Here is a 21,380-nt window from a genome sequence, read left to right as displayed (position 1 = left end):
TATATTGAATTTTATTACAACCGCAAGCGAATGCATGGTGCACTTGGCTATCTTTCACCTGTTCGTTTTGCTGAACAATTTAACAGAAAATCTGTCGCATGAGTGTCCACTTTCTTGACAGAGGTCCCTTGGTTCCGCTATTCGCCGAAAATACCTGCAAAATCGAAACTAACGGACAGAGGGTTCTCTATATCGCTAATATGGAGCGAAAATGAGATGATTGACTCTCATTAAAGGCTTCTCTGTCCGTTAGCAGTTGTAAAAAAGGAGTATCACCACAATAGCTGATCTCATGTCCGTTAGCAGCTTCCTAACCCCTCGGCACCACGCAGTTACCCAACCTTTCGGTACATCAAACCTCTCGGAAACAGGGTTATCCAGCTTTTTAGCATTCAGTTACCCGATTCCACAACTGCACCATGCTATTTGCCCTTAATTACTCAGCTATAGAGCACCTGAGCTTCCAAACTCCTCAGCCCCACAGCTGCTCGATTACGCCTCTTATTTAATGAAACGCTGTCGAATGGAAGGGCCTAAGCAGGAAGCGTTACACGATTCCGCCATCGTTCTGCAAATCGCGTACCAGCTCGCGATTCCCTGCTTGGATGAGGACGAAGCTGCGGCCGGTCATCTTCCACTGGCAGCGCATAGACCATATGCTGCTGATGAGTATGTCGCCATCGCTTTCCTAGAAAGCTCCGGTTCCCCCGCCGTCCCCGCCTCCGCCTCCGCCTCCGCCGCCGGAGAAGCCGCCGCTGCTCCCGGAGGAAGAATCCGGAGGCATATAAGCAATGGCCTTCTGGGAATAGACCAGGCCCTCCACCGCAGACTGACTGATCCGCGACGCGACCGATTGCAATGCTTCGTCGCCGGAGCGGCGCTTCATCGCCTTCAGGAGCTGTGGCCCTGCATCCAGTACGATCGCGAATTCAGCGAGTCTGAGACCGGATTCCGTATCGTAGCGGAGAGCCCCTTTCGAATACCACTTTCCCCGTTTCAGCCGCCTGCGCCAATAACGAAGACCAGCGTGAAGCTTCCAGCCCTCCAGCGTCAAAGTATAAGGGCGCAGAATGAGCGAGAGTATAAATGTAATGACGATCAGCACGGCATACGTGCCTGTGGCAGAGCTGTCATGCAGAAATCCCGCCGCTGCGAAGCAGCCGAAGTAATATAATCCAGAGAGCCATCTTTTCTTCGGATAAGCAAGCGCAAATCCGGCCAGCGTTCCAAGAACCAGAACCGCCCAGAAGATACTTGTGGATTTCGAGACATCGATGACAAACAGGACAAGGATCGTCAGGAAATGAATAAGGATCATAGCCGGCTTCATGGTCCGCTGGAACCGATTTGGGTAAACATACGCATGATAATCCTCCCTGTGATCCAGCAGCACCCGCCATTTGTTAAAATCGGCGTGAAGGCGCTCGGATAGGCGTCGATACCGCTTCAACTCGTTGGCATCCTTCTTCTCCTTCCGCGTAGGGCCGGTAAACCGCTCGGTTTCCAGCTTTTTCCCATAGAAGAACTTATCCAGGAAAAACCTTTCCGTTTCGTTTAAGGAGGAGCGCCTTCCCGTAAAGACGAACTCTGGCAGGATGTCAGGCGCCTTCTTGTCTTCCAGCAGCCGCCTTGGGGCCTGCCTTTCCTCCATTGCCACAAGCCCTTGGTGCCGCAGCGAGAATACGCCGGCAAAAATATCCCGGATTTTCAGACGGCCTTTACGATAAATATATACCGCCAGCAACGGATCGATATCCTCCAGCTTGCCGGGAGGTATTCTTCTTCGCAGAAGCAATCCAGCAACTCTTCGGAAGGGCAATATTTGCAGCCCCAGCACAAGAAGGGCTCCATATGCCAGCAGCTCCAGCACGCCGTCAGCGATGGCTAGTTGCTCCGTCCGCTTGTCCAATCGCTGCTCACGTTCCCATTCCTCCGTCAAAGCCGCCTCCAGAGGAAGCGACTCCGCTCGCACCGCCTGTTCGCCGATCCATTCCGCCGGAAAGAGCACTCTTAAGCGGGCCGTTCCGTACTGATCAAGAAGCGGATTATAGTAATGAAGATAGGATGGCTCCCCATTTCCGCCCGATTTCAGCGAAACTTGGCCGCCCGTCCGGTCATGCAGGAAATAGTGGATGCGCTCCTCATCAAGCGGCTCTCCAAGCTGCAATTCGATCGTCACATTCCGGATGTCGTTATTGTTGTTCTTAAAGAAGCTCCACGCCAATTCGCCCGTGTCCGCATAGCGGACAGCAGCCCCCTTGATCCGGTAACGGTAATAGACCCGCTTCGTCTCATCCGTGGTAGGCGTATGTATAAAGTAAGTATCGTTATCTTTATTAAAATCTACAGCAAGCCGCTGTAATTCGTCATATGTAAAGTCTTTGAAATGCTGTCCCTCCGGCGGAATATATGCTTCAAAAAACTCGATCCCCTCATGCCCTTTGGGATCAACATACCGCGTCATGCCGTTCCAGCTGCCCTCGAACCGGTAGGTAAACAGCTCTTGGACGAACAGATCGCCGTCCGGCATAATCTTCGCCAGCACATCTACGTGCTCCATCGTATACTTCTTGCTTCCCCCGCAGCCTGCCAGCATCACAATGACCAGCGCCAGCGGGAGCCACAACCATCTCCTCATGATGTCACCTCGATCGCTAAATCTTCAAACTATTATAAACCAATTCATTTTAAAGTAAATCAGACAAAAGCCCGCCCCTTCATACCAAGGGCGGGCTTGCTCAGAGATTATTATGAATTCTTCGTATAATTTAGCGGCTCTCCAGCTCAAGCCAGTTTTTGCGGATCAGCTTCTGGTACCAGTAATAACTCTCTTTCGGTGTGCGCACCTGTGTTCTGTAATCGACATGGATCAAGCCGAAGCGGCAGGAATATCCGAACGCCCATTCGAAGTTATCCATCAGCGACCAGGTGAGATACCCTTTTAAATTTACGCCGGATTCGATTGCACGGCCCAGCTCAGCCACATGGCTCTCCAGGAATTTGATGCGGCGGACGTCGTTGACTTTTCCATCCACCACTTCATCATTGTAGCAGGCGCCGTTCTCGGTAATATAAATCGGGATTGGACCAAACTGCTCGGTCAGCCAGCTCAAGGTTAAATACAGGCCTTCCGGGAAAATAAACCAGCCCTTATCCGATTTGTCGTAGCCTATATCAACATGCTCCAGATCTAGGTAATTGTTGCCTTCCTTATGGCGTACAATATTGCCGCCATAGAAGTTCAGGCCAAGGAAATCTATTTTTTGCGAAATGATCTCCATGTCGCCCGGTTCAATGACGGGTTCAGCCCCCTTCGTCTTGATCCAAGCGGCCATTTCCTCCGGGTATTTGCCTGTAAATACCGGAGTTACATACCAGGTGTAAATGGAAAATGCCCGGTATGCTGCGTCGATATCCTCCTCTTTGCGGGAGAATGGCTCATACCAGTAAATATCCGGCGCATAACCGATCTCGCCCGCTGTTCCGAGCTCGCGGAACTTCGCTACCGTCTTGCCATGCGCTACAAGCAAGTGGTGCCCGACTTGGATCGCTGACTGCCAATTCATAATGCATGGCGCATGTCTGCCAAGCAAATGACCGTTAATTGCGGTGCACCAAGGCTCATTGAAGGTCATCCAATGCTTGATGAGTCCGTCGAACTCGCGGAACATCGTTTCAGCGAACATGACGAAGGCATCGATGGTCTCCCGGTTCTCCCAGCCGCCCTTCTCCTGCAGCGCCTGCGGCAGCTCCCAGTGATAGAGCGTGCAGAACGGCTCGATTCCATTCTCGAGCAGCTTGGTCACCATACGCTTGTAATGCTCAATGCCTTGGCGATTCACTTCACCAAAGCCATTCGGGTAAATGCGCGGCCATGATACCGAGAAGCGGTAAGCTTTAACGCCCAGCTCTTTCATGAGCTGGATGTCTTCCTCGTAGCGGTTATAGCTGTCGCAGGCGATGCTTGCATCATCGCCTTGATAGATCTTGCCTGGCGTTGCCGCCATGACGTCCCAAATGCTCGGGCCGCGCCCGTCCTTATCCAAGGAACCTTCAATTTGATAAGCCGAGGTGGATACGCCCCAGACGAAGTTTTCCGGAAATTGTATGATGGTCAACGTGAATTCCCCCTGCCAAGTTAATAGATTTAAATTTGTATTTAAAATATATTGCTGCCTCTTCGATCATATATCGATCAGTCTGTAACTTATACTAGATAAACCCCAGGCCGCCGTAAAGGCGAATAAATCAAGATTAAGGTATGATTCTCTTCAGCTAATGCGGCAGTTCCAAAATATCGACGCCGTAAGGCTCCATGCTTAGCGTTTTCTGTCGGTTCTTGCCGTAGAGGACACTGTGATATGACGCCGGCAATGTCACTTGATGCGGCTGACGGCTCAGGTTCATCACGAACAGATAATCCGCGGATTCTCCGCTGCGCATCGCGATTTGCACACCCTCCGGCAGACCCGGAAACCTCAGCATGCCATGCGCCTTCGCTTCCTTTTCGAACAGTTCCAGCAAATAAGCTTCCTCAAAATGCGTACCCAGATAATACACGCGCCCCCCGCCGAAGGAATTCACCGTTGCAGCCGGCACGCCGCTATAGAAATCCTCGTCATACCAGGCGATCGCTTCCGCGCCATGCAGACTTAGAATATCGCACCACTGCGAGCAGGAGAACGAGCGCCCTTCGCTATTAACGACCCGGTGCATATCCAGCCCGATCGGATCGTACTCCTCCACTTGGACTCCCGTGCAGTTCGCGAGCAATCCGGGCAGCGGCAGCATGACCGCTTGATTGTTCATATGCTTTACACCCGAGCGGCTTGTAATGATCACTGTTCCGCCTGCGGCGGCAAAACGCTCCAGTGCAGCGGCTGCCTTCTCGCTCAGCAGATAAAAGCTAGGGGCAATCACGATTTTATAGCCGTCCACAGGCTGGGTCCATTCGATGACATCGCAGCCGATTCCCAGCTTCGTCAGTGCACGGTGATAATCCTTCACGTTCTCATAATAATCCATGCCTTCGGCCTGTGGCTGGATGCGGAGCGCTTCAAGCTGTTCATGGGACAGCAGGATTGCTGCTTCATGCTGTGGAGCGGTGCCCTGCAGTTTGGCGGATAAGGCGTTGACCTCTCCGCAAAGCTCTGCAAACTCGGAGTACCTCCGCCCGGGAACATTGCTGGGATCGATGAGACCGTGCCAGAACTGCTCAGCTCCCATGGCCGCCGTGCGCCACCGGAAGTGCAGAACCGTGTCGGCGCCTTTGGCAATCGCCTGCCAGGAGAATGCCCGGATAAATCCCGGATACGGCGCCCGCCACGTCGGAAACCAGCAGCCCGGCGAACCGCTCAGCTGCTCCATGATCCAGAAATTCCGCCGCTTGATCCCGCGTGTGACATCAAGGGCCAGCGCTCCGCTGTACGGTCCGGTCGACTGCTTGTCCGGCGCGGTGTTCGGATAATAATCGAAGGAAGCGAAGTCCAGATCGGTGCCGGTCTGGTACAGATTCAGCCTCTGCGGATACGTATGAAAATTGTGAGTCACGAAATGGCCTGGGCAGTTTCTGCGAATAATATCCGTCTGACTCCGCTGGAATTCCTCTATGGAATCCCACTGAAACCGGGCAAAGTCCAGCAGATAGGACGGATTCTGATGCCTGGAGCCTCCGTATGGCACGCCGACCTGCGACCAGTCGCTGTATTCTCCGCTCCAGACGACCGTACCCCATTCGCGGTTAACCGCTTCGAGCGTGCCGTATTTCCGCTTGACCCATTCCCGGAACTTATCATTGCAGGCATCGCAATGGCAATCGATCACCCAGTATTCATTATCCGTCTGCCAGCCAATAACCGCCGGATGACGGCCATAACGCTGCGTCATCTCTTCGATGATCCGCGAGCCGTAGACTCGCAGCGATTTGCTGTTATAGCAGCGGTGGCCCCTGACGCCCGGATAAGTCATGCTCCCGTCCGCATTTCTTGGCAGGACATCCGGCCTCAGCTCGGTCAGCCAGCGGGGCGGCGTATTGGTCGGCGTACATAGAACAACGCGGATATCGTATTTATGGAACAGATCCACCGCCTGATCAAGCCATTCGAAATGATACGTCCCGGAGCTGCTCTCCATCCGGCTCCAGGCGAACTCCGCCAGCCGGACGACCCGCACGCCCGTCACCTTCATGAGCTGCACATCCTGCTCCCACAGGGACCGATCCCAATGCTCCGGATAATAAACGACGCCGACTTGCACGTGATTCGCATATTTGTTCATGGCAATGACTCCTTTGACCCTGAATTGATCGTGAATTGGTCTTGATTTGGTCTTGATTTGAGCGCGGTCTAAGCAAATAGGCTGCTCCTTCGCTCATCCTTATCGACAAGTCTCAGAAGCAGCCTATTTCACTTTCCTGTGGTCTGGCCTGATTCTCAGGCTACCTTTGTTATTTCAATTTATCCCAAGCCGCCTGCATGTTCTCCGTCCAGGTCTTGATGTCGCTCTTTCCGGCGATGAATTGCTGGATCACGCTGCCGAACTCTTGGGCTACGCCATCCGGGTATTTACCGGCCTGATGCAGAATGATTTTATCTTCTTCGATATAGTTCCACAGATCTGCCGCGATCGCGCCCATATCCTCTGGCGTCGATTGGATCGTCTTCATCGTCGGGATAAATTTGAACTTCTTCACGATGTATTCTTTACCGATATCAGAGGTCACGAGCCAGTTCAAGAAGATTTTCGCTTCTTCTTTGGCATCGGAATCCTTATTGACCACCAGGTTTACAGGCACCCCGATCGTTACTTTGCCTGTTTGCTCCGCGTTATCGCTCACCGGCATCGGCAGAACGCCAATGTTCATGTTCGGAGTAATTCCGTCGATCATCGTTTGTGCCCAGTTGCCTTCTTGCATCATCGCTGCTTCGCCATTGGCGAACATGGTCACTTGTGTATTATAGTCTGTAGTCAGCGGGTTCTTGTTGCCATAGTCCACGGTAAGCTGCATCAGGCGCGCCCAATTCTCGAACTTCTCATTGCCTACGATAGAAGCTGTGCCTTGGTTAAGTCCATTGATGAAGCCATCGATATCGTCTTGGTTCGCGAAAGCCACGCTGATGCCTTGGCTGCCGACGAGCCACCATTCCTGATAAGCGTTGGCAAACGGCGTAATACCCGCCGCTTTCAATTTCTTAGCTGCATCCTCAAGCTCGGTATACGTTCTTGGCGGAACAGTAATCCCGACTTGCTGGAACAAATCCTTGTTATAGATATAGCCAAAACCTTCGAGAGCCAGCGGCATGCCGTAGACTTTGCCATCCTTCGTAATCGGCTCGGCAGCCAGCGGAACCAGATCCTGTACCCATGGCTGGTCAGACAAATCCTCAACCTTGTCCTGCCACATATCTAGTTTCGAATAACCGTTGTTGGAGAAAATATCCGGAGCGTCGCCGGAAGCGAATTTCGTCTTCAGGGCCGCATCATAGTCTGCACCGCCGCCAACTGTCTGGATGTCCAGCTTGATGTTCGGATACTCTTTTTCAAATTCTACCTTTAGTTCATTGAGTCCTTCTACGATTTCCGTTTTAAATTGGAAAATGGTAACCGTTTTTTGCTCCTGTTTGCCGCTGCCTTCGCTGCTGCCGGCACTGCCATTGTTAGCAGGATTGCTGCTTCCGCCGCATGCCGACAGAATGACGGACAAAATCATGAGCGCGGATAGTAAGACAACGTATTTTTTCATCTTCATTGCCATGTTCCCCCTTGATTCTAGACTTAATAAATATTTGGAACAGAGGATCTGCTACTTAGCCTTTAACTGATCCTGCTGCGATTCCCTCAACAATGTAGCGTTGGAGCATTAAGAAGAAAGCAATGATTGGCGTGATCCCCAGCACGAGCGCCGGCAGCGCGATATCCCATTGCTTGGTATATTCCCCAAAGAAGGAGAAGGTAGCCAGCGGGATGGTCCGCATATGCGGCCGCTGCAGGATCAGCGACGGGAGGAGATAGTCGTTCCAGATCCACAAGCAGTTCAGGACAACGACCGTCATAATCATTGGCCGGAGCATCGGAAGTACCATTCGGAAAAATACGCCTATTGAAGTACAGCCGTCTACAGTTGCAGCTTCCTCGATTTCCAGGGGAATCGATTTGACGAATCCATGGAACAGGAATAGCGACATCGGGGCTCCCAGCCCGAGATACGTGATGATCAGACCCAGCTTGCTATTGTTGACGCCCAATTCATTCACGATTCTCATCAGCGGAATCATGATCGATTGGAACGGGATCACCATCGCGGCGATGAACAGAAAGAACAACAGACGGTTGAACAAGGTGTTGGCTCGAACCATCCGATAAGCGCCCATAGCGCTCAACAAAGCCAGAATGACTACGCTAATCACGGTGATGACCAATGAATTGGTAAACGCTTGGGGAAACCGCGTCAGCTCCCATGCTTTTGTAAAGTTGCTCCATTGAAACGTCGTCGGCCAGCTGGCCGAGTTCGACATAATCTCGCCAAACGTCTTGACGGAGTTGACGAGCAGGAAATAGAACGGAGATAGAAAGAGCAGAGCAACGATAACCATGATAATCTCCGTTGCGAACAGGCGGCCGGAATATCTTTTTTGCATTATGCCTCGACCTCCTTCTTCTTCGTCAGCGCCACCTGAACGATCGTAATGACCGCGACGATTACGAAGAACAGCATGGCCTTCGCCGTACCCAGACCGTACCGGTTATTCTGGAAGGCTTCCGCATAAACGTTCATAGCGACCGATTCTGTAGATTTAAATGGCCCGCCTTTCGTCAGCGAGAGGTTAAGGTCGAACATTTTAAAAGCCCAGGATATCGCCAGGAATAAACAAATCGTAACGGCTGGCATAATCAGCGGAACAATGATGCTGCGCAGCATCTGCCAGCGATTGGCGCCATCGATTTCCGCAGCCTCCATAATCTCGGTCGGCACATTCGTCAGTGAGGAAATGTAGACGACCATGAGGTAACCCGCGGTTTGCCATACGAACACAATCGTAATCCCCCAGAAGCCGGTAACGGAATCTCCCAGCCACGGAAGGCCGAAGAACGACCAGCCCGTAACATCATACATTGTGCTAAAGCCTTTGATAAAAATAAACTGCCAAATAAATCCAAGAAGCAACCCGCCGATGACGTTAGGCATGAAAAATATCGTTCGCAAAATGTTGCGCAGCTTCAACGCCTTTGTCAAAAAATAAGCGAGGAAAAATCCGACCACGTTCGTTAAAACGATACCGACCAGTGTGAATCTGGTAGTAAACCAGAACGATGACCAGAAATCAGGATCATTCGTAAATATCGTTTTGAAATTGGCCAAGCCCACCCAATTGACTGTACCCGCCACGCCGTTCCAGTCCGTCAGCGAGTAGTACATGCCAAGGAAGAACGGAATAACCATGATGACTGTGAAGAACAGCAGGACCGGTCCTACAAAAAACAACTGCAGCCCCCATCCGGACAATCTTCTCTTGCTCATGGCGCAGCCCCCTTTCTTTATACCGAAAAACTAGTGTATTGTCATTATGACTTGAATTGGCTACGATAAACACCTACAGAGGTGAACACTCAGGTGCAATTTATTGATCGGGGGAAAAAATATTGAAGTGGAACAGCATACGCGCAAAACTGATCATTTTTCTACTCCTGGCTACCGTCATACCGATCGTGACCACGATGTTTGTTACTTATTCCTATACGGCCCATTCACTCAGAACAAGGGTCGCTGAAGAAGATACGAAGCTGCTGTACCAAGGCGGAAGACATATCGTCAATTTGGTGGAGGATTTGAACCGCAGCTCCTCCAATGTATTTTCAATCTCCAATCAGCTCAAGGCCGGGTACGAGGATGTGCAGAGCGATTCCCGCGTTTACGCTGTGTTATCCAATATCGCTACGTCAGTTCCGGATATTTTCCAGGTGTATTTGTATGAGAACGGCAACCGCAAAGCTACGCTGGTGACGCTTAACACCCCGCAGCGCAATTACAACACCGACGTTTATACCGATGTGCTGACCGAAGACCGTCCTACCGTATGGGTGCAAAAAAGCCATATGAGCCATACTTACGGACTTAAGGCTTTGCAGCCGCGCTATCCTTCGCGGCCGGTATTTACGCTTCATCGAAGAATCGAAAATGTACCCTCAAGCGAGGTTATCGGATATTTATCGATTGATGTCAGCCTGACAGCGTTGACCGACATCGTCGACCAGTTGTATAACAAAGAACGGGAGAAAATTTTCATTGTCGATGAGAACGGGGATTTAATTTATGCCGATGAGCAGAGCAAGCTCGGCGAGCCGCTGCAGGATAGCTGGTATTCGGGGGTGATCTCCGCCTCAGGCCGAACGAGCGGCAATTTCGAACAGGACGGCAGCCTATTTATTTACAATAAAATTGCCGGGAAAGGCATGAAGTGGACGATCGTTAAACAGATCCCCGTGTCTTATTTGGTCCGGGAAGCAAACCATGCCGCCGGAATCAACCTGCTGCTGCTCGCTGTTTCATTGATCGTCATCGCTGCGGCAACCATCATTATCTCGGTGCGAATTACCGCCCCGATCAAGCAGCTCGGCAAATATATGAACCAGATTCAATCTGGTAACTTGAATGTGGATATTCAACCGGCAAGCAATGATGAGATCGGTGCGGTCATGCTTCGTTTCCGCAGTATGATGGACACGATCAACAACCTGATTTTGCGCGAATACAAGCTGGAGCTGGCCAACAAAACGAATCAATTGCGGGCAATGCAGGCGCAGATCAACCCTCATTTTCTGAACAATACGCTGCAAATTATCGGCACGCTGGCGCTGGAACTGAAGATGCCGCGAATCTATGCGCTGCTGTCGGCTCTTGCGAAGATGATGCACTACAGCATGCATTTCGAGGATAAAAACGTCACCCTGCGGGACGAGCTGGAACATGTCAAAGCCTATATCGAACTGCAGAAGGAACGTTTTGAAAGCCGCTTTCAGTTTCAATATGATGTAGATGATTCGCTGCTTGATCTTCCTATGCCGAAAATGATTCTGCAGCCGGTTGTCGAGAACTATTTTAAGCACGGTTTGGACCGTTCGGCTTCGGACGGGGAATTAACGCTGGCCGCAAGGAGACTGAGCGAAGGTCAGGTCGAGATCGTCGTGCGGAACAATGGAGCGCAAATTCCGGAAGGCAGACTGAAGCAGCTGCAGCAGAAGCTGAGCGATTTATCCGCCGACAGAATCCATCATCCCGTGGATGAGGGGGACGAGGCAAGCCGCCCTTCGATTGGTCTAGCCAACGTTCTGGCCCGGCTGCAGCTTGTCAATAGAGACAGCGCCGCCCTGACGATCAGCAATCTTGATCCGGTCGGCGTACAAATTACCCTGATCATTCCTGACCAGAACAGAAACGGAGCGTGATAAGAGATGAGAGCACTTATTGTAGACGATGAAGCCAGAGTCCGTAAAGCTGTCCGTCTTCTCGTGGATTGGGATGCCCACGGCATCGATGAAATTATGGAAGCGGGAAGCGGCAGCGAAGCGATGGAACTCATCCGCGAGTCTAAGCCCGGACTCGTCATCATGGACATGATGATGGCCTCCGGTCACGGCATGGAGCTGATGGAATGGATCAGCGAATTTGCCGGCAGCATTAAATTCATCGTCGTCAGCGGGCATAATGATTTCGATTTCGTCCGCAACACCGTCCGCCACGGCGGAATCGACTATATCCTTAAACCGATTGACGCGGAAGCCATCAATGCCGCGGTTCATAAGGCGGTGACGGAATGGCGCGAAGAGGAACGGGAACGAATCGATATGCAGCGGCAAAATATCCAGTTAAATGAATTCAAACCGGTTTACGGGGAGAAACTGCTCTCCTCACTCATTGATGACCAAAATGCCGCTGAGGCTTCCATTCGCCGTCTCCGCAATGAGGGCGCCGTTCCGATGGAGGCCGATACCGTGCAGCTAACGCTGCTGCAGCTGGATGCCAGCGACGCGCTGCTCATCCAGCGGTTCGGCAATGACAGCGAATTGATGCATTTTGCCATCATTAATATTTGCAATGAGTTCCTGGCCAAGGAGCGCACCGGTATCGCCTTTAAATATTGGGGGGCTCCTTGGGAAATCATTATTCTGACCTGGGAGCCGGCCTGCGACATCCAGAAGCTGATTTCCCGTATCAACGAAGGATTCGTCCATACTTTGCAGCGGAAAATGCATTTTGGGATCGGCCCGGCCGGCCGGCTTCCGCATAGCCTTCCGGCGCAATATGCCGAAGCTAAATCGGCGCTGGCCAGGAGGAATCTGCTGCTGAGCAATGTCTATGTGCATTCGCTGGGAGCAGGAAGCGAGGACCCGGCGGAAAGGCACGGCCAGTTCACCTTCAGCTCGGTTAGAGAGGAATGGAAGATGGCTGTCCTTAGCGGAAACGACGGGCAAATTTCCGCCGCCGCCCAGAAATGGACCGGTGAGTTTGGCCGGATCGGGACCGTTACGCCGGAGCAGCTTCAGCACTGGACATCCGCGGCCATGCAGTTTCGGGCCCAGCTTCTGCGGGAGACATTGGGCGATTCCGCCGGGAATGCCCTCACTGCGCTGGAGCAAAGCGACCGGCAGAATCAGCCTCCATTCCCGGGCAGTTATGCTTTTACGCTGTTTGCCTGGCGGGACTGGTCTTATAGCTTAATGACCGAGCTGGCCCGGGTGATTAACGAACGGCAAGCCAAGGACAAGCGGACGATCGACGATATCGTTAAATATGTCGAGCAGCGCTACATGGACGACTTGTCCCTGCTGGACATCGCCAGTGCTTTTTTCGTCAGCCGGGAGTACATTTCACGCAAATTCAAGCAGGAATTCGGCATTAATTTCTCCGACTATCTGGCCACTTACCGGATCGGTAAAGCGAAGCAGCTCATGCATAATCCCCATTTGAAAATCGCGCAGGTTGCCGAGATGGTCGGCTTTCGCGATGTCAAGTATTTCAGCAAAGTGTTCAAGAAGCAGGAAGGCTTGACTCCGAAGGATTATCGAAGCAAGCTGGAGATCTAAAAGCGAGCCAGTACGTGCAATAATATTTTCCTGCATCAATTTGAGGGAATTGTGATGAAAACTCGGGGGAAATACTATAAAGCGATCCATACAGCAAAGAAGAAATCATAATTCCGAAGAAACGGGAAACTTTCTAATAGGAGGCTGCTTTGGGCTAGAAGGCTGCTTCCTGCTAGAAGGCTCTTCGGGGCTAGGAGGCTACTTCGGACGCATGAGTTTGTGATCGCCTTATGAGCGGATTCACGCCTCTTGTATGAACCTTTGTCATCCAAACATCTGAGAGCTACGGTGGTCGCAGGAACAGTTGATATAGAAGGATTTATAGTAGTTATTTTCTGCGATAAAGAAGAGAACGTAGATTTAGATGGATTTCATGTCATTAGTAGAAGGAAACTCTCAATCATGGCCCAGATTCTTAATTTTAGTGCCTAAAATCCATCTATTTGTTGAAATATTCGTTTAAAAGCATAATTAAATACATGAACTCCATTTAGTGTATGCATTTAAGTAAATACACCTTAGTTATGCTCTTAGTGTGCGCTCTTAGTGTATGCAGCTAGTGTTCGCAGCTAGTAAATACACCTTTGTGTATGCAGCTAGTGTATGCTTCTTAATTTTTTGCATCTTAGTGTAGATATAAATATAGAATGCCTGCTTTACCAGCAGCTTTGCTGGAATAAGTCAAATTAATTATAGGATTTGTCTTTGCTATGCGTGTACACAAAGAGGGCTGTTCCTAAGTCATGCAACCATGACTTAGGAACAGCCCTCTATACAATTATCCGAAGGCATTCACCGATTTAATCAAGCTAGTACCCGGTTCAGGAACACCTGCGTCCGCTCATGCCGCGGATTTCCGAAAATTTGCTCCGGCGTGCCGGACTCGATGATTTCGCCATCCGCCATGAACAGGACACGGTCGGCGACCTCCCGGGCAAAGCCCATTTCATGCGTCACGACGATCATCGTGATCTGCTCCCCGGCCAAGCGCTTCATGACCTGCAGCACTTCCCCCGTCAGCTCGGGATCGAGGGCAGAGGTCGGCTCATCGAACAGCAGGATCTCCGGGTTCATCATCAGAGCCCGGGCGATGGCTACCCGCTGCTTCTGGCCCCCGGAGAGACTAGACGGGTAGACGTCCGCCTTGTCAGCCAGGCCGACCTTGTCGAGCAGCTCCCGGCTCATCCGGGATACCTCGGCAGCAGATACTCCTTTAACCAGCTTCGGAGACAACTCCAAATTCCCCTTTACCGTCAGGTGCGGAAACAGGTTGAAGTGCTGAAACACCATACCCATGCGTGAGGTCATCGCCTTAATCTGCTGGGCATTGGAATAGGCCCCGTCGCGAACGAGATATTGATCACCGATCCGGATGCTGCCGCCGTTCGCCTCTTCCAAATGAACCAGGCTGCGCAGCATCGTCGATTTTCCCGAGCCGGAAGGACCGATAACAGCTACGACTTCGCTCGGATTTACGCTGAAGGAGATGTTTTTTAGCACCTCAAGCTGGCCGAATACCTTTTTCAAATTGTTAACTTCAATGATTGCCATAGCTAGACAGTCCTTTTACTCGAATTTGAACTTTCGCTCAAGCGTCTTGAACAGTACGGTAAGACCTAATATCATAAGCAGGTAGACAACCCCGGCAACGACGAACGGAACGATGGTGAAATCGCGGTTGACCGCCGTATAGGCGAAGTGAAGCAATTCGGGAACGGATACCGCATAGAGCAAGGCTGTATCCTTGACGAGCGTAATCGATTCATTCGATACCGCAGGCAGCGCCACCCGGAACATTTGCGGCATAATAATCCGCGTTAATGTCTGCCAACGGCTCAAGCCCAGCACCTGTGCTGCTTCGTATTGCCCTTTATCCACGGCCAGTAAGCCTCCGCGGAAAATCTCCGCGAAGTAAGCAGCATAGTTGAGAATAAAAGCAAGCCCAGCCGCCGCAAAACGATCCAGCACGAGATATTCGCCAATGAACGGGAGCATCGGCAGACCGAAGCAGAAGAACAGCAGCTGCAGCAAGAGCGGCGTTCCGCGCATGATGTAAACATAACCGTGAGCCAGCCAGCTAACCGGCTTCACACGGCTGTTCATCATTAACGTAACAAGGAAGCCCAGCGGAATCGAGAGCAGGATAACCAGTAAAAACAGCAAAATCGTCGTTTTGGCCCCCTGCAGCATCGGTATCGTGATGTCCCATAAGTAACTTATACTCATATCATTCGTCTCCCCAAAAACAAAAACCGGATAACTAGCGATCCGGTTATCGTATGATGACTTTTCTCAATCCAATGTTATTTCAAAATCTTGTCTTCGCCAAACCATTTCGTCGAAATTTCAGCGGTTTTGCCGTTGGAGTTCAGCGTGTCGATCGCTTGCTGCAGCTTCTCCAGCAGAGCTTCGTTGCCCTTCTTGACGCCAATGCCATATTGTTCTGGAGCAAGGGTCTCCTCAACCAGTCTAAAAGTTCCCTCATCCTTGGACATGTAGTATCTGGCCACAACTTCATCAATGATTACCGCATCAAGGCGCTTCGTCTTCAAATCTGTAAGAGCCAGCACGTTATCCGCGAACTCGGTAACACTCTTCAATTCGGAGTGGATCGGATTGGCATTCAGCGCGTCCGCTGCCGAGGACAAAGATTGCAGACCTACATTTTTTCCAGCCAAATCCTTGATGGAATGGATATCAGAATCAGCTAGCGTAATAATGATCTGGCTGTTCTCCAAATAAGGCTTCGTGAACAGGACTTTGCCTTTGCGCTCCTCGGTGATCGTGTAGCCGTTCCAGATCAGATCGATCCGTCCGCTGTTCAGCTCGGATTCCTTCGCTTTCCAGTCAATGGGCTGGAAGGTGACTTCCACGCCCATTTCCTCGCCAACGGCCTTGGCGAAATCAATGTCAAAGCCGACCAATTCGTTTTTCTCGTCCCGGAATCCCATCGGTGCGAATTTATCGTCTACTCCAATAACCAGCTTGTCACCCTTGGCTCCGCCGCTACTGCTGTTAGTGCCGGCACACCCTGCTAATGCAACCATCAATATCGATAAAATTACCCCTAGTACAACCCATCTATTTCTCTTCATGTTGACCCTCCCCGTCTAGTCCGTACAACCTAAATACTTTAGTTCGTTAATACGTTATCAAGGTTATATCATAACATATCACCATGAAAGAGTCGAGGGAAATGATAGTCTGTCATAAACTTCCATAGCAGAAGTTTTGTTGTTATTCGGGGGTTGAAATACCGGTAACAAACGCGTTCAGCTTCTTATATATATCTACGATTTCAGACATCGGCATTCGTACCAGGCCGCTGGAGGAAGGGGCTACGAATTCATGAATTCCTTCCACGACAGGATTCTCTTGAAATCCCCATTCCACATGGGACTTGCGGCTGTACTCCGTATATACGCCTTTGCCGACAAAGCACGCCACGCCTGGACGGTATTTCTCCAGCTTCGCACGTAATATCGTCCGGCCCTCCGCATACTCTTCCCGGGTAATATCCTCCGCCCCCTTCGTCGGCCGGGCCACGATATTCGTGAAGCCGTACCCAAGCTTCAGCAGTTCCCCGTCTTCGGAGGCCTGATACAGCCTTGGCGTCAGACCGGAGCTATGCAGAATACGCCAGAAATTGTTGCGCGGATTGGCGTAATGGTGGCCAACCTGACCGGAACGGATGCTGGGATTAAAGCCGATGAACACGATGCTCAGCCCGAAATCCAAATGATCCGCAATCTCCTGGATCTCTGTGGATTCATTTGCTTCCCGCATGACATAGCTTCCTCCTTCGATGTGAACATGCTAACACTGACTAATGTGAACTGCTACCTGTTCTCTATCTTGTAAGCTCTCTGCTCGCTGGCTGTCTTCCTGCTTTTCTTCTCAGGTCAGGGAGCCAGAAGAACAGTCCATACATCATTATAAACATCGTAAGCGCGATCAACTCTTCGGCTAGCAAATAATAAGGATATGGCCCGAACAGATCCAGTATGGATGGCGTGCCCGGCTTGTTTCGTAAGAACATATAGTTAGCACCAATCGCATAGTTTAGCGCACCGACGGCCAAAGCGAGTACATTCAGGAACAGCATCGCCCAGGCAATGGATCTCCATGTCGGCCGATAGCGTTCGATCCAGGTCATGTATAGCGAAGCGAGAATGATTGCCCCGTGCGCGATAAAAAATTGAAAAAAACGAAAATGCGGATACCCAAAGTCCAAGCTCGGCGTCAGCCATGCCTGCAGCGCCCCGCCGATTCCGGCGAAAAACAGGATCTGGTACAGCAGCCGATTTCCCGTCAGCAGCATTACCATCGACAGCAGCAGGGACACACTGCACAGCTCCAGCGGAAGGGTATCCTTAATATCCCACTGTCTCTCAAGCACATACCATAAGTTCAGGGCAATCTCAGATAGCAGCAGTATGCCAAGCAAGCCATAGCGAATGGCCTTCCTAGCCAACACACTGGAACCAATATGCCTTCTCCCTGCAAAGAGCGCTGCTACCAGCAATAGCAACAATCCTATTGCTGCGAGATGGGAAATGGAATACAACCCGAAATCGGGGGCATCCTCTACCCGAAAAAAAGCGGTCACGTCCATCAGCATTTTCCTTTCTTTCATTTTTCAGGCGATCGGTTAATGTCTATAATATGGACCGAAACAATAGAACAGGTCAAGCGCTTCTTGGCTTGACCTGTCCAAATTCATGGGTACCTGTAAATTAAATTTAATCGTTGATCCTGCCGGTGTTGTACCATAATGCATCGTTGGCGGCTGCTTTGTGTATATCGATGAGAACGTTGCTATCTGCACTGTAATCCACACTTGGATTGGACGATGTGCCGGAATCCCAGATATTGTTATGAATCCAATGGATATTCGGCCATTGCAGTTCACCGATGTTATACCAAATCAAACCCGTGTTTTCACTCGTATGCAATTCGATTAACTTATCGTCCCCAAGGAACACCACTGTTGGCGTTCTGCCGCTTTGATCCTGCATGCTGCCGCTGACACTCCACGTCACTTGCCCGCTGCCAGCCCAATTTCCCGTAGTATAGCGGAGCTTGCCGCCGCTAGTATATACGACAATAATGTTCCCATTGCGAAGGTCTACATCCGGGCGCTCCCCGTTCTGATCATTTATCGTTCCTTGCGTCATCCATTCGATCCGGTACTCGGCTGGATGAAGTAGCCCGGTATGATAGAACAGCTTGCCCCCTTTCGAATAGCTTAGAACAACTTTATTTCCATCCAGCGCGATATGCGGCCATTCGCCCTCCGTATGTTGACCGCCGATAGCAATTTTCTCGTTGGTCATCCATGTGACCGTATTGTTGGGTTCCAACCTTCCGATGTTTGCCCATAGACCCGAACCGGAGCCATCTGTCTGATTGACTTGAAGCACAACGTATTGATTGTTAATTTTGGTTACGTCGCTATGCGGCTGTATACCGTTTTTATTGCTGCCGCCCGGATTGATTCGTTCATTCGTTGTCCATCGTATGTATCCATCAGGCTGTATCGAACCGACCGAATACCATAAATTATGGTTAAAAACTCCTTCTGCTTTATGAATCTCGATCACTCGTCCATCATCAGTAATGGATACGGAAGCATCCTGTCCGTTCTGCGTTCCGCCAGTCTTCTCGACCCTATGATTGTAATCGCGAAGCGGCACGAGGAAATGATCATAAAGCCGGGTCATCGCTAAATAAGAATCCGTAGATACAAAATGTCGAGTCCCGAGCTTATCGTTGGCGTATGCGAATTGAGTCCATCTTTGCGCGGCTTCCCCGTCCCCGTTCGGAAACTTATAATGCCAGGCTCCCTCATTGCCGTTTAGACTGTAAAACCGCAACGTGTACCCTTTTTGCGAAGCCAAAGCCATCATCTCTTCCAGCCGTTTCTCTTCCTCGTGCGACCAGTTTCCAGGCATCAGCAAGTCAAAGCCGCTTTCGATATGCTTCCAATGCACCGCATAAAAGCGATGATAGTTATCCGCTTCCTTTGGAAAATAATCGGCTACATTGCTGAACCTGCTGTCCGTGACGCTGTATACCTTATCCCTGAAAGCATACAATTTCTTGGTAGAAGAAGCGATGTGATCATAATACGTATTTTTCAGCTCTTCCGCGCCGGACAAACAGACTGTAATTACGCCTTCGTTAAAGCTCTGATGATCCTCCAGCAGGCTGTAGCTTAGCATATCGCCATAATGCTCAAAGATCGCTTGCAAAGAGCTGGATACCTCAGAATAATCCGGTCTATTAGCTGTTTTCATATCTAGATTGATGATGATGCTCTTCCCGTCGCCATGCACACTTCCTCTGTTTCTCGCCACCTGCTCAGCTACGTCTTCAAAATATTGATATAAATGCCTTGTATTCGGCCAGGATGCGGCATCATGCTTGACATACAGCTTGACTTGTCCTTGCAGATAGTCCGGATACTGAGCTCCGGAATACGTGCTATGATCCGTATCGACCATAATATCCAGCTCAACGTTATAAAATTTCAATGCAAGCGCATCAAGGAATTTTTGATCCGGATCGCTCTCATCATACGTATCATGAAAGGCTTTATACGGATTGGCATCGATCGATCCGGGGCTGGCTTTCACGCCGGTTGTCATCACGCAAAACAACATGATACAGCTAAATGCGGCCGTCAACCGTCTAATGGTCGATGAATACGGTTTTATCACATGTACCACTCCTTTTTTGAAAGGCGTTTAATCGGAATTATTTTCGTTCCCTGCGGATCCAGAAATGAAAGACATCGTTCCTTAAATAATCGAAAGAGTACAGTACCTCTCTGTTTTGCTCGTCATAATGGAGTTGTTTCAGCAAAATAACGGGCGTTTCTTCCTCCTTATCGACCTGCAGTCGCTGCACATGATTGTCCTTTTTGTACGGAACTAGCAATTCCGTATCCGCTCTTGCGATCACCATGCTGCATTCATCCTCAAGAAAACGGAATAACGAGCCGTTAAAATCCACACGTTCGAAGGCATCGCCTACCAGTTTTTTTGGCATGATGTTGATGGAATAGGTGACGGCCTCTCCGTCTGCATAACGAATGCGTTCCAGCTTCACAACTTGATCGCCGGCCTGAATGTTCAGCGCCTTGGCCCATTCCTCGGTGCAGGACACCTCCCCGATCATTTCCTTGTTGTTCTCCTCCGTTAAGCCGGACAGCTTAATCATCATTCCGATGCTTTGAAGGAACTCCAAGCGGCTCGGTATCACCGGCAGCGGTTTAATGACAAACGTGCCCACGCCGTGCTTCACAAGCAATTTCCCTTCTTGCTCCAGCAGCTTGATGGCCGCCCGAAGCGTTTCCCGGCTTACATTGAAATACTTCGCCAGCTCATACTCCGACGGAAGCCTTTGCCCGACTTTCCACAGTTTGCTGTCGATCATTTTTTCAATTTCCAATTTAATATTCTGGTAACTAACCAATCGATGGCCTCCGATTCCTGTATAGTTCATCCTTCTTCTAACAAACTGGACTGGAGCAGCTCCGCTATTTCCGGATTGCCGCAGATCAAAAGCGGATGGCCGTCCACCTCCGTCATGAACAGCGTCCCCCCCGCTTCTTCAACGATCAATGCACCCGCGCACCAATCCCAAGCGTTAAGATCGAACTCCCAATACCCGTCAAAATACGATGCCGCAACAAAACATAGATCAAGCGCAGCGCTGCCCGTACGGCGAATGCCCGACACCCTGCCCATCATTTTGCTAAAATACTTCAGATTGATGATAGGCTCATGGCTGCAGCTGGGAAAGCCAGTCGTAAGCAAGCTGCTCTTTAAATCCTTCGTCTGCGACACTTGAATACGCCGCTCGTTGTAATAGGCGCCCTGCCCCCTAACCGCCTGAAACTTCATGGAAAGCGGCGGGGAATAGACCATCCCCAGTTGAGTAATCCCATTATGCTGCAAGGCGATCGAAATCGATGACAACGGAAAACCATGGATAAAGTTCGTCGTGCCGTCGATCGGATCAATGACCCATACAAACTCGCTTTGCTGGCCGAGCTTGCCGCCTTCCTCGGTCCATATGCTATGATCGGGATAACGCTTCAATATGCAATCGATTAAGATTTTCTCTGATTGAAGATCAATATTCGTAACAAAATCCGTATCATGCGCTTTGGTCTGTACCTGCATATGCTTGCGGTTCAGCGCATCCAGCTGGAGGGCCGCTGCTTGCTCCACCCACTCCTCCATCTCAATCATCAAGTTGTTCAAATTCATGCCATCACTTTTCCCTTATTC

17 protein-coding genes are annotated in these 21,380 nt (G+C 50.5%); 3 read left to right on the top strand and 14 right to left on the bottom strand.

The features are described 5' to 3' along the window. Nucleotides 1–3 precede the first annotated feature (3 nt). On the top strand, nucleotides 4–102 hold the full coding sequence (locus GNP95_RS26615; RefSeq protein ID WP_413773769.1) for a hypothetical protein: 99 nt from the start codon (nucleotides 4–6) through the stop codon (nucleotides 100–102). Nucleotides 103–688: 586 nt separating this feature from the next. Here the strand turns inward: GNP95_RS26615 and GNP95_RS20750 are convergent. From GNP95_RS20750 to GNP95_RS20725, 6 genes are all read right to left on the bottom strand, one after another. Beyond that, on the bottom strand, nucleotides 689–2,638 hold the full coding sequence (locus GNP95_RS20750; protein ID WP_155612734.1) for a DUF2207 domain-containing protein: 1,950 nt from the start codon (nucleotides 2,636–2,638) through the stop codon (nucleotides 689–691). A 130-nt stretch (nucleotides 2,639–2,768) separates the two neighbouring features. Continuing rightward, nucleotides 2,769–4,118 (bottom strand): GH1 family beta-glucosidase, encoded by a 1,350-nt coding sequence (locus GNP95_RS20745; protein WP_155612733.1) that lies wholly within the window; start codon nucleotides 4,116–4,118, stop codon nucleotides 2,769–2,771. 157 nt (nucleotides 4,119–4,275) lie between these two features. Continuing rightward, nucleotides 4,276–6,276, bottom strand: a complete 2,001-nt coding sequence (locus GNP95_RS20740; RefSeq protein WP_155612732.1) for a beta-galactosidase — start codon at nucleotides 6,274–6,276, stop codon at nucleotides 4,276–4,278. 169 nt (nucleotides 6,277–6,445) lie between these two features. Next, on the bottom strand, nucleotides 6,446–7,741 hold the full coding sequence (locus tag GNP95_RS20735; RefSeq protein WP_155612746.1) for an ABC transporter substrate-binding protein: 1,296 nt from the start codon (nucleotides 7,739–7,741) through the stop codon (nucleotides 6,446–6,448). 64 nt (nucleotides 7,742–7,805) lie between these two features. Continuing rightward, nucleotides 7,806–8,636: a carbohydrate ABC transporter permease gene (locus tag GNP95_RS20730; RefSeq protein WP_155612731.1), complete on the bottom strand. Its 831-nt coding sequence runs from the start codon at nucleotides 8,634–8,636 to the stop codon at nucleotides 7,806–7,808. Continuing rightward, on the bottom strand, nucleotides 8,636–9,517 hold the full coding sequence (locus tag GNP95_RS20725) for a carbohydrate ABC transporter permease (protein WP_055105766.1): 882 nt from the start codon (nucleotides 9,515–9,517) through the stop codon (nucleotides 8,636–8,638). Before GNP95_RS20725 ends, GNP95_RS20730 begins: the two co-directional genes overlap by 1 nt. Before the next feature lie 122 nt (nucleotides 9,518–9,639). Between GNP95_RS20725 and GNP95_RS20720 the strand changes: the two genes are divergently transcribed. After that, the gene (locus GNP95_RS20720) at nucleotides 9,640–11,442 is read left to right on the top strand and encodes a sensor histidine kinase (RefSeq protein ID WP_155612730.1); all 1,803 of its coding nucleotides are present in this window, start codon (nucleotides 9,640–9,642) and stop codon (nucleotides 11,440–11,442) included. A 6-nt stretch (nucleotides 11,443–11,448) separates the two neighbouring features. Then, nucleotides 11,449–13,080 (top strand): response regulator transcription factor, encoded by a 1,632-nt coding sequence (locus tag GNP95_RS20715; RefSeq protein ID WP_155612729.1) that lies wholly within the window; start codon nucleotides 11,449–11,451, stop codon nucleotides 13,078–13,080. Between the two features lie 804 nt (nucleotides 13,081–13,884). On the opposite strand, the gene GNP95_RS20710 is transcribed toward GNP95_RS20715, so the two are convergent. The 8 genes from GNP95_RS20710 to GNP95_RS20675 form a co-directional block, all read right to left on the bottom strand. After that, entirely contained in the window at nucleotides 13,885–14,631 is a 747-nt protein-coding gene (locus tag GNP95_RS20710; protein ID WP_155612728.1) for an amino acid ABC transporter ATP-binding protein, read from the bottom strand. A gap of 15 nt (nucleotides 14,632–14,646) precedes the next feature. Continuing rightward, nucleotides 14,647–15,306, bottom strand: a complete 660-nt coding sequence (locus tag GNP95_RS20705; protein ID WP_155612727.1) for an amino acid ABC transporter permease — start codon at nucleotides 15,304–15,306, stop codon at nucleotides 14,647–14,649. A gap of 77 nt (nucleotides 15,307–15,383) precedes the next feature. After that, nucleotides 15,384–16,175, bottom strand: a complete 792-nt coding sequence (locus GNP95_RS20700) for an amino acid ABC transporter substrate-binding protein (RefSeq protein ID WP_155612726.1) — start codon at nucleotides 16,173–16,175, stop codon at nucleotides 15,384–15,386. A 142-nt stretch (nucleotides 16,176–16,317) separates the two neighbouring features. Next, complete coding sequence (locus tag GNP95_RS20695; protein ID WP_155612725.1) at nucleotides 16,318–16,866, bottom strand: mismatch-specific DNA-glycosylase; 549 nt, start codon at nucleotides 16,864–16,866, stop codon at nucleotides 16,318–16,320. A gap of 64 nt (nucleotides 16,867–16,930) precedes the next feature. After that, entirely contained in the window at nucleotides 16,931–17,716 is a 786-nt protein-coding gene (locus tag GNP95_RS20690) for a YwaF family protein (RefSeq protein WP_230873927.1), read from the bottom strand. Between the two features lie 106 nt (nucleotides 17,717–17,822). Next, nucleotides 17,823–19,802, bottom strand: a complete 1,980-nt coding sequence (locus GNP95_RS20685) for a PI-PLC domain-containing protein (RefSeq protein WP_155612724.1) — start codon at nucleotides 19,800–19,802, stop codon at nucleotides 17,823–17,825. Nucleotides 19,803–19,839: 37 nt separating this feature from the next. Further along, a complete protein-coding gene (locus GNP95_RS20680) occupies nucleotides 19,840–20,589 on the bottom strand; it encodes a GntR family transcriptional regulator (RefSeq protein ID WP_155612723.1) in 750 nt (249 codons plus the stop codon). Further along, nucleotides 20,586–21,359 carry an inositol monophosphatase family protein gene (locus GNP95_RS20675; RefSeq protein ID WP_155612722.1) on the bottom strand — a complete coding sequence of 258 codons (774 nt, stop codon included), beginning with the start codon at nucleotides 21,357–21,359 and terminating at the stop codon, nucleotides 20,586–20,588. Before GNP95_RS20675 ends, GNP95_RS20680 begins: the two co-directional genes overlap by 4 nt. Between the last annotated feature and the right edge of the window lie 21 nt (nucleotides 21,360–21,380).

This window comes from Paenibacillus woosongensis, from assembly GCF_009725165.1.
Classification (GTDB): Bacteria; Bacillota; Bacilli; order Paenibacillales; family Paenibacillaceae; genus Fontibacillus; species Fontibacillus woosongensis.
Note: the sequence above shows the minus strand (reverse complement) of the source record. Positions and strands in the feature narration are given on the sequence as shown.

What these genes read in the sequence shown, in the direction of transcription:
- GNP95_RS20725 (WP_055105766.1), bottom strand. Translation starts at nt 9,517, where the DNA reads ATGAGCAAGAGAAGATTGTCCGGATGGGGGCTGCAGTTGTTTTTTGTA.
- GNP95_RS20730 (WP_155612731.1), bottom strand. Translation starts at nt 8,636, where the DNA reads ATGCAAAAAAGATATTCCGGCCGCCTGTTCGCAACGGAGATTATCATG.
- GNP95_RS20675 (WP_155612722.1), bottom strand. Translation starts at nt 21,359, where the DNA reads ATGAATTTGAACAACTTGATGATTGAGATGGAGGAGTGGGTGGAGCAA.
- GNP95_RS20740 (WP_155612732.1), bottom strand. Translation starts at nt 6,276, where the DNA reads ATGAACAAATATGCGAATCACGTGCAAGTCGGCGTCGTTTATTATCCG.
- GNP95_RS20700 (WP_155612726.1), bottom strand. Translation starts at nt 16,175, where the DNA reads ATGAAGAGAAATAGATGGGTTGTACTAGGGGTAATTTTATCGATATTG.
- GNP95_RS20680 (WP_155612723.1), bottom strand. Translation starts at nt 20,589, where the DNA reads ATGAACTATACAGGAATCGGAGGCCATCGATTGGTTAGTTACCAGAAT.
- GNP95_RS20715 (WP_155612729.1), top strand. Translation starts at nt 11,449, where the DNA reads ATGAGAGCACTTATTGTAGACGATGAAGCCAGAGTCCGTAAAGCTGTC.
- GNP95_RS20750 (WP_155612734.1), bottom strand. Translation starts at nt 2,638, where the DNA reads ATGAGGAGATGGTTGTGGCTCCCGCTGGCGCTGGTCATTGTGATGCTG.
- GNP95_RS20695 (WP_155612725.1), bottom strand. Translation starts at nt 16,866, where the DNA reads ATGCGGGAAGCAAATGAATCCACAGAGATCCAGGAGATTGCGGATCAT.
- GNP95_RS20735 (WP_155612746.1), bottom strand. Translation starts at nt 7,741, where the DNA reads ATGAAAAAATACGTTGTCTTACTATCCGCGCTCATGATTTTGTCCGTC.
- GNP95_RS20710 (WP_155612728.1), bottom strand. Translation starts at nt 14,631, where the DNA reads ATGGCAATCATTGAAGTTAACAATTTGAAAAAGGTATTCGGCCAGCTT.
- GNP95_RS20705 (WP_155612727.1), bottom strand. Translation starts at nt 15,306, where the DNA reads ATGAGTATAAGTTACTTATGGGACATCACGATACCGATGCTGCAGGGG.
- GNP95_RS20690 (WP_230873927.1), bottom strand. Translation starts at nt 17,716, where the DNA reads ATGAAAGAAAGGAAAATGCTGATGGACGTGACCGCTTTTTTTCGGGTA.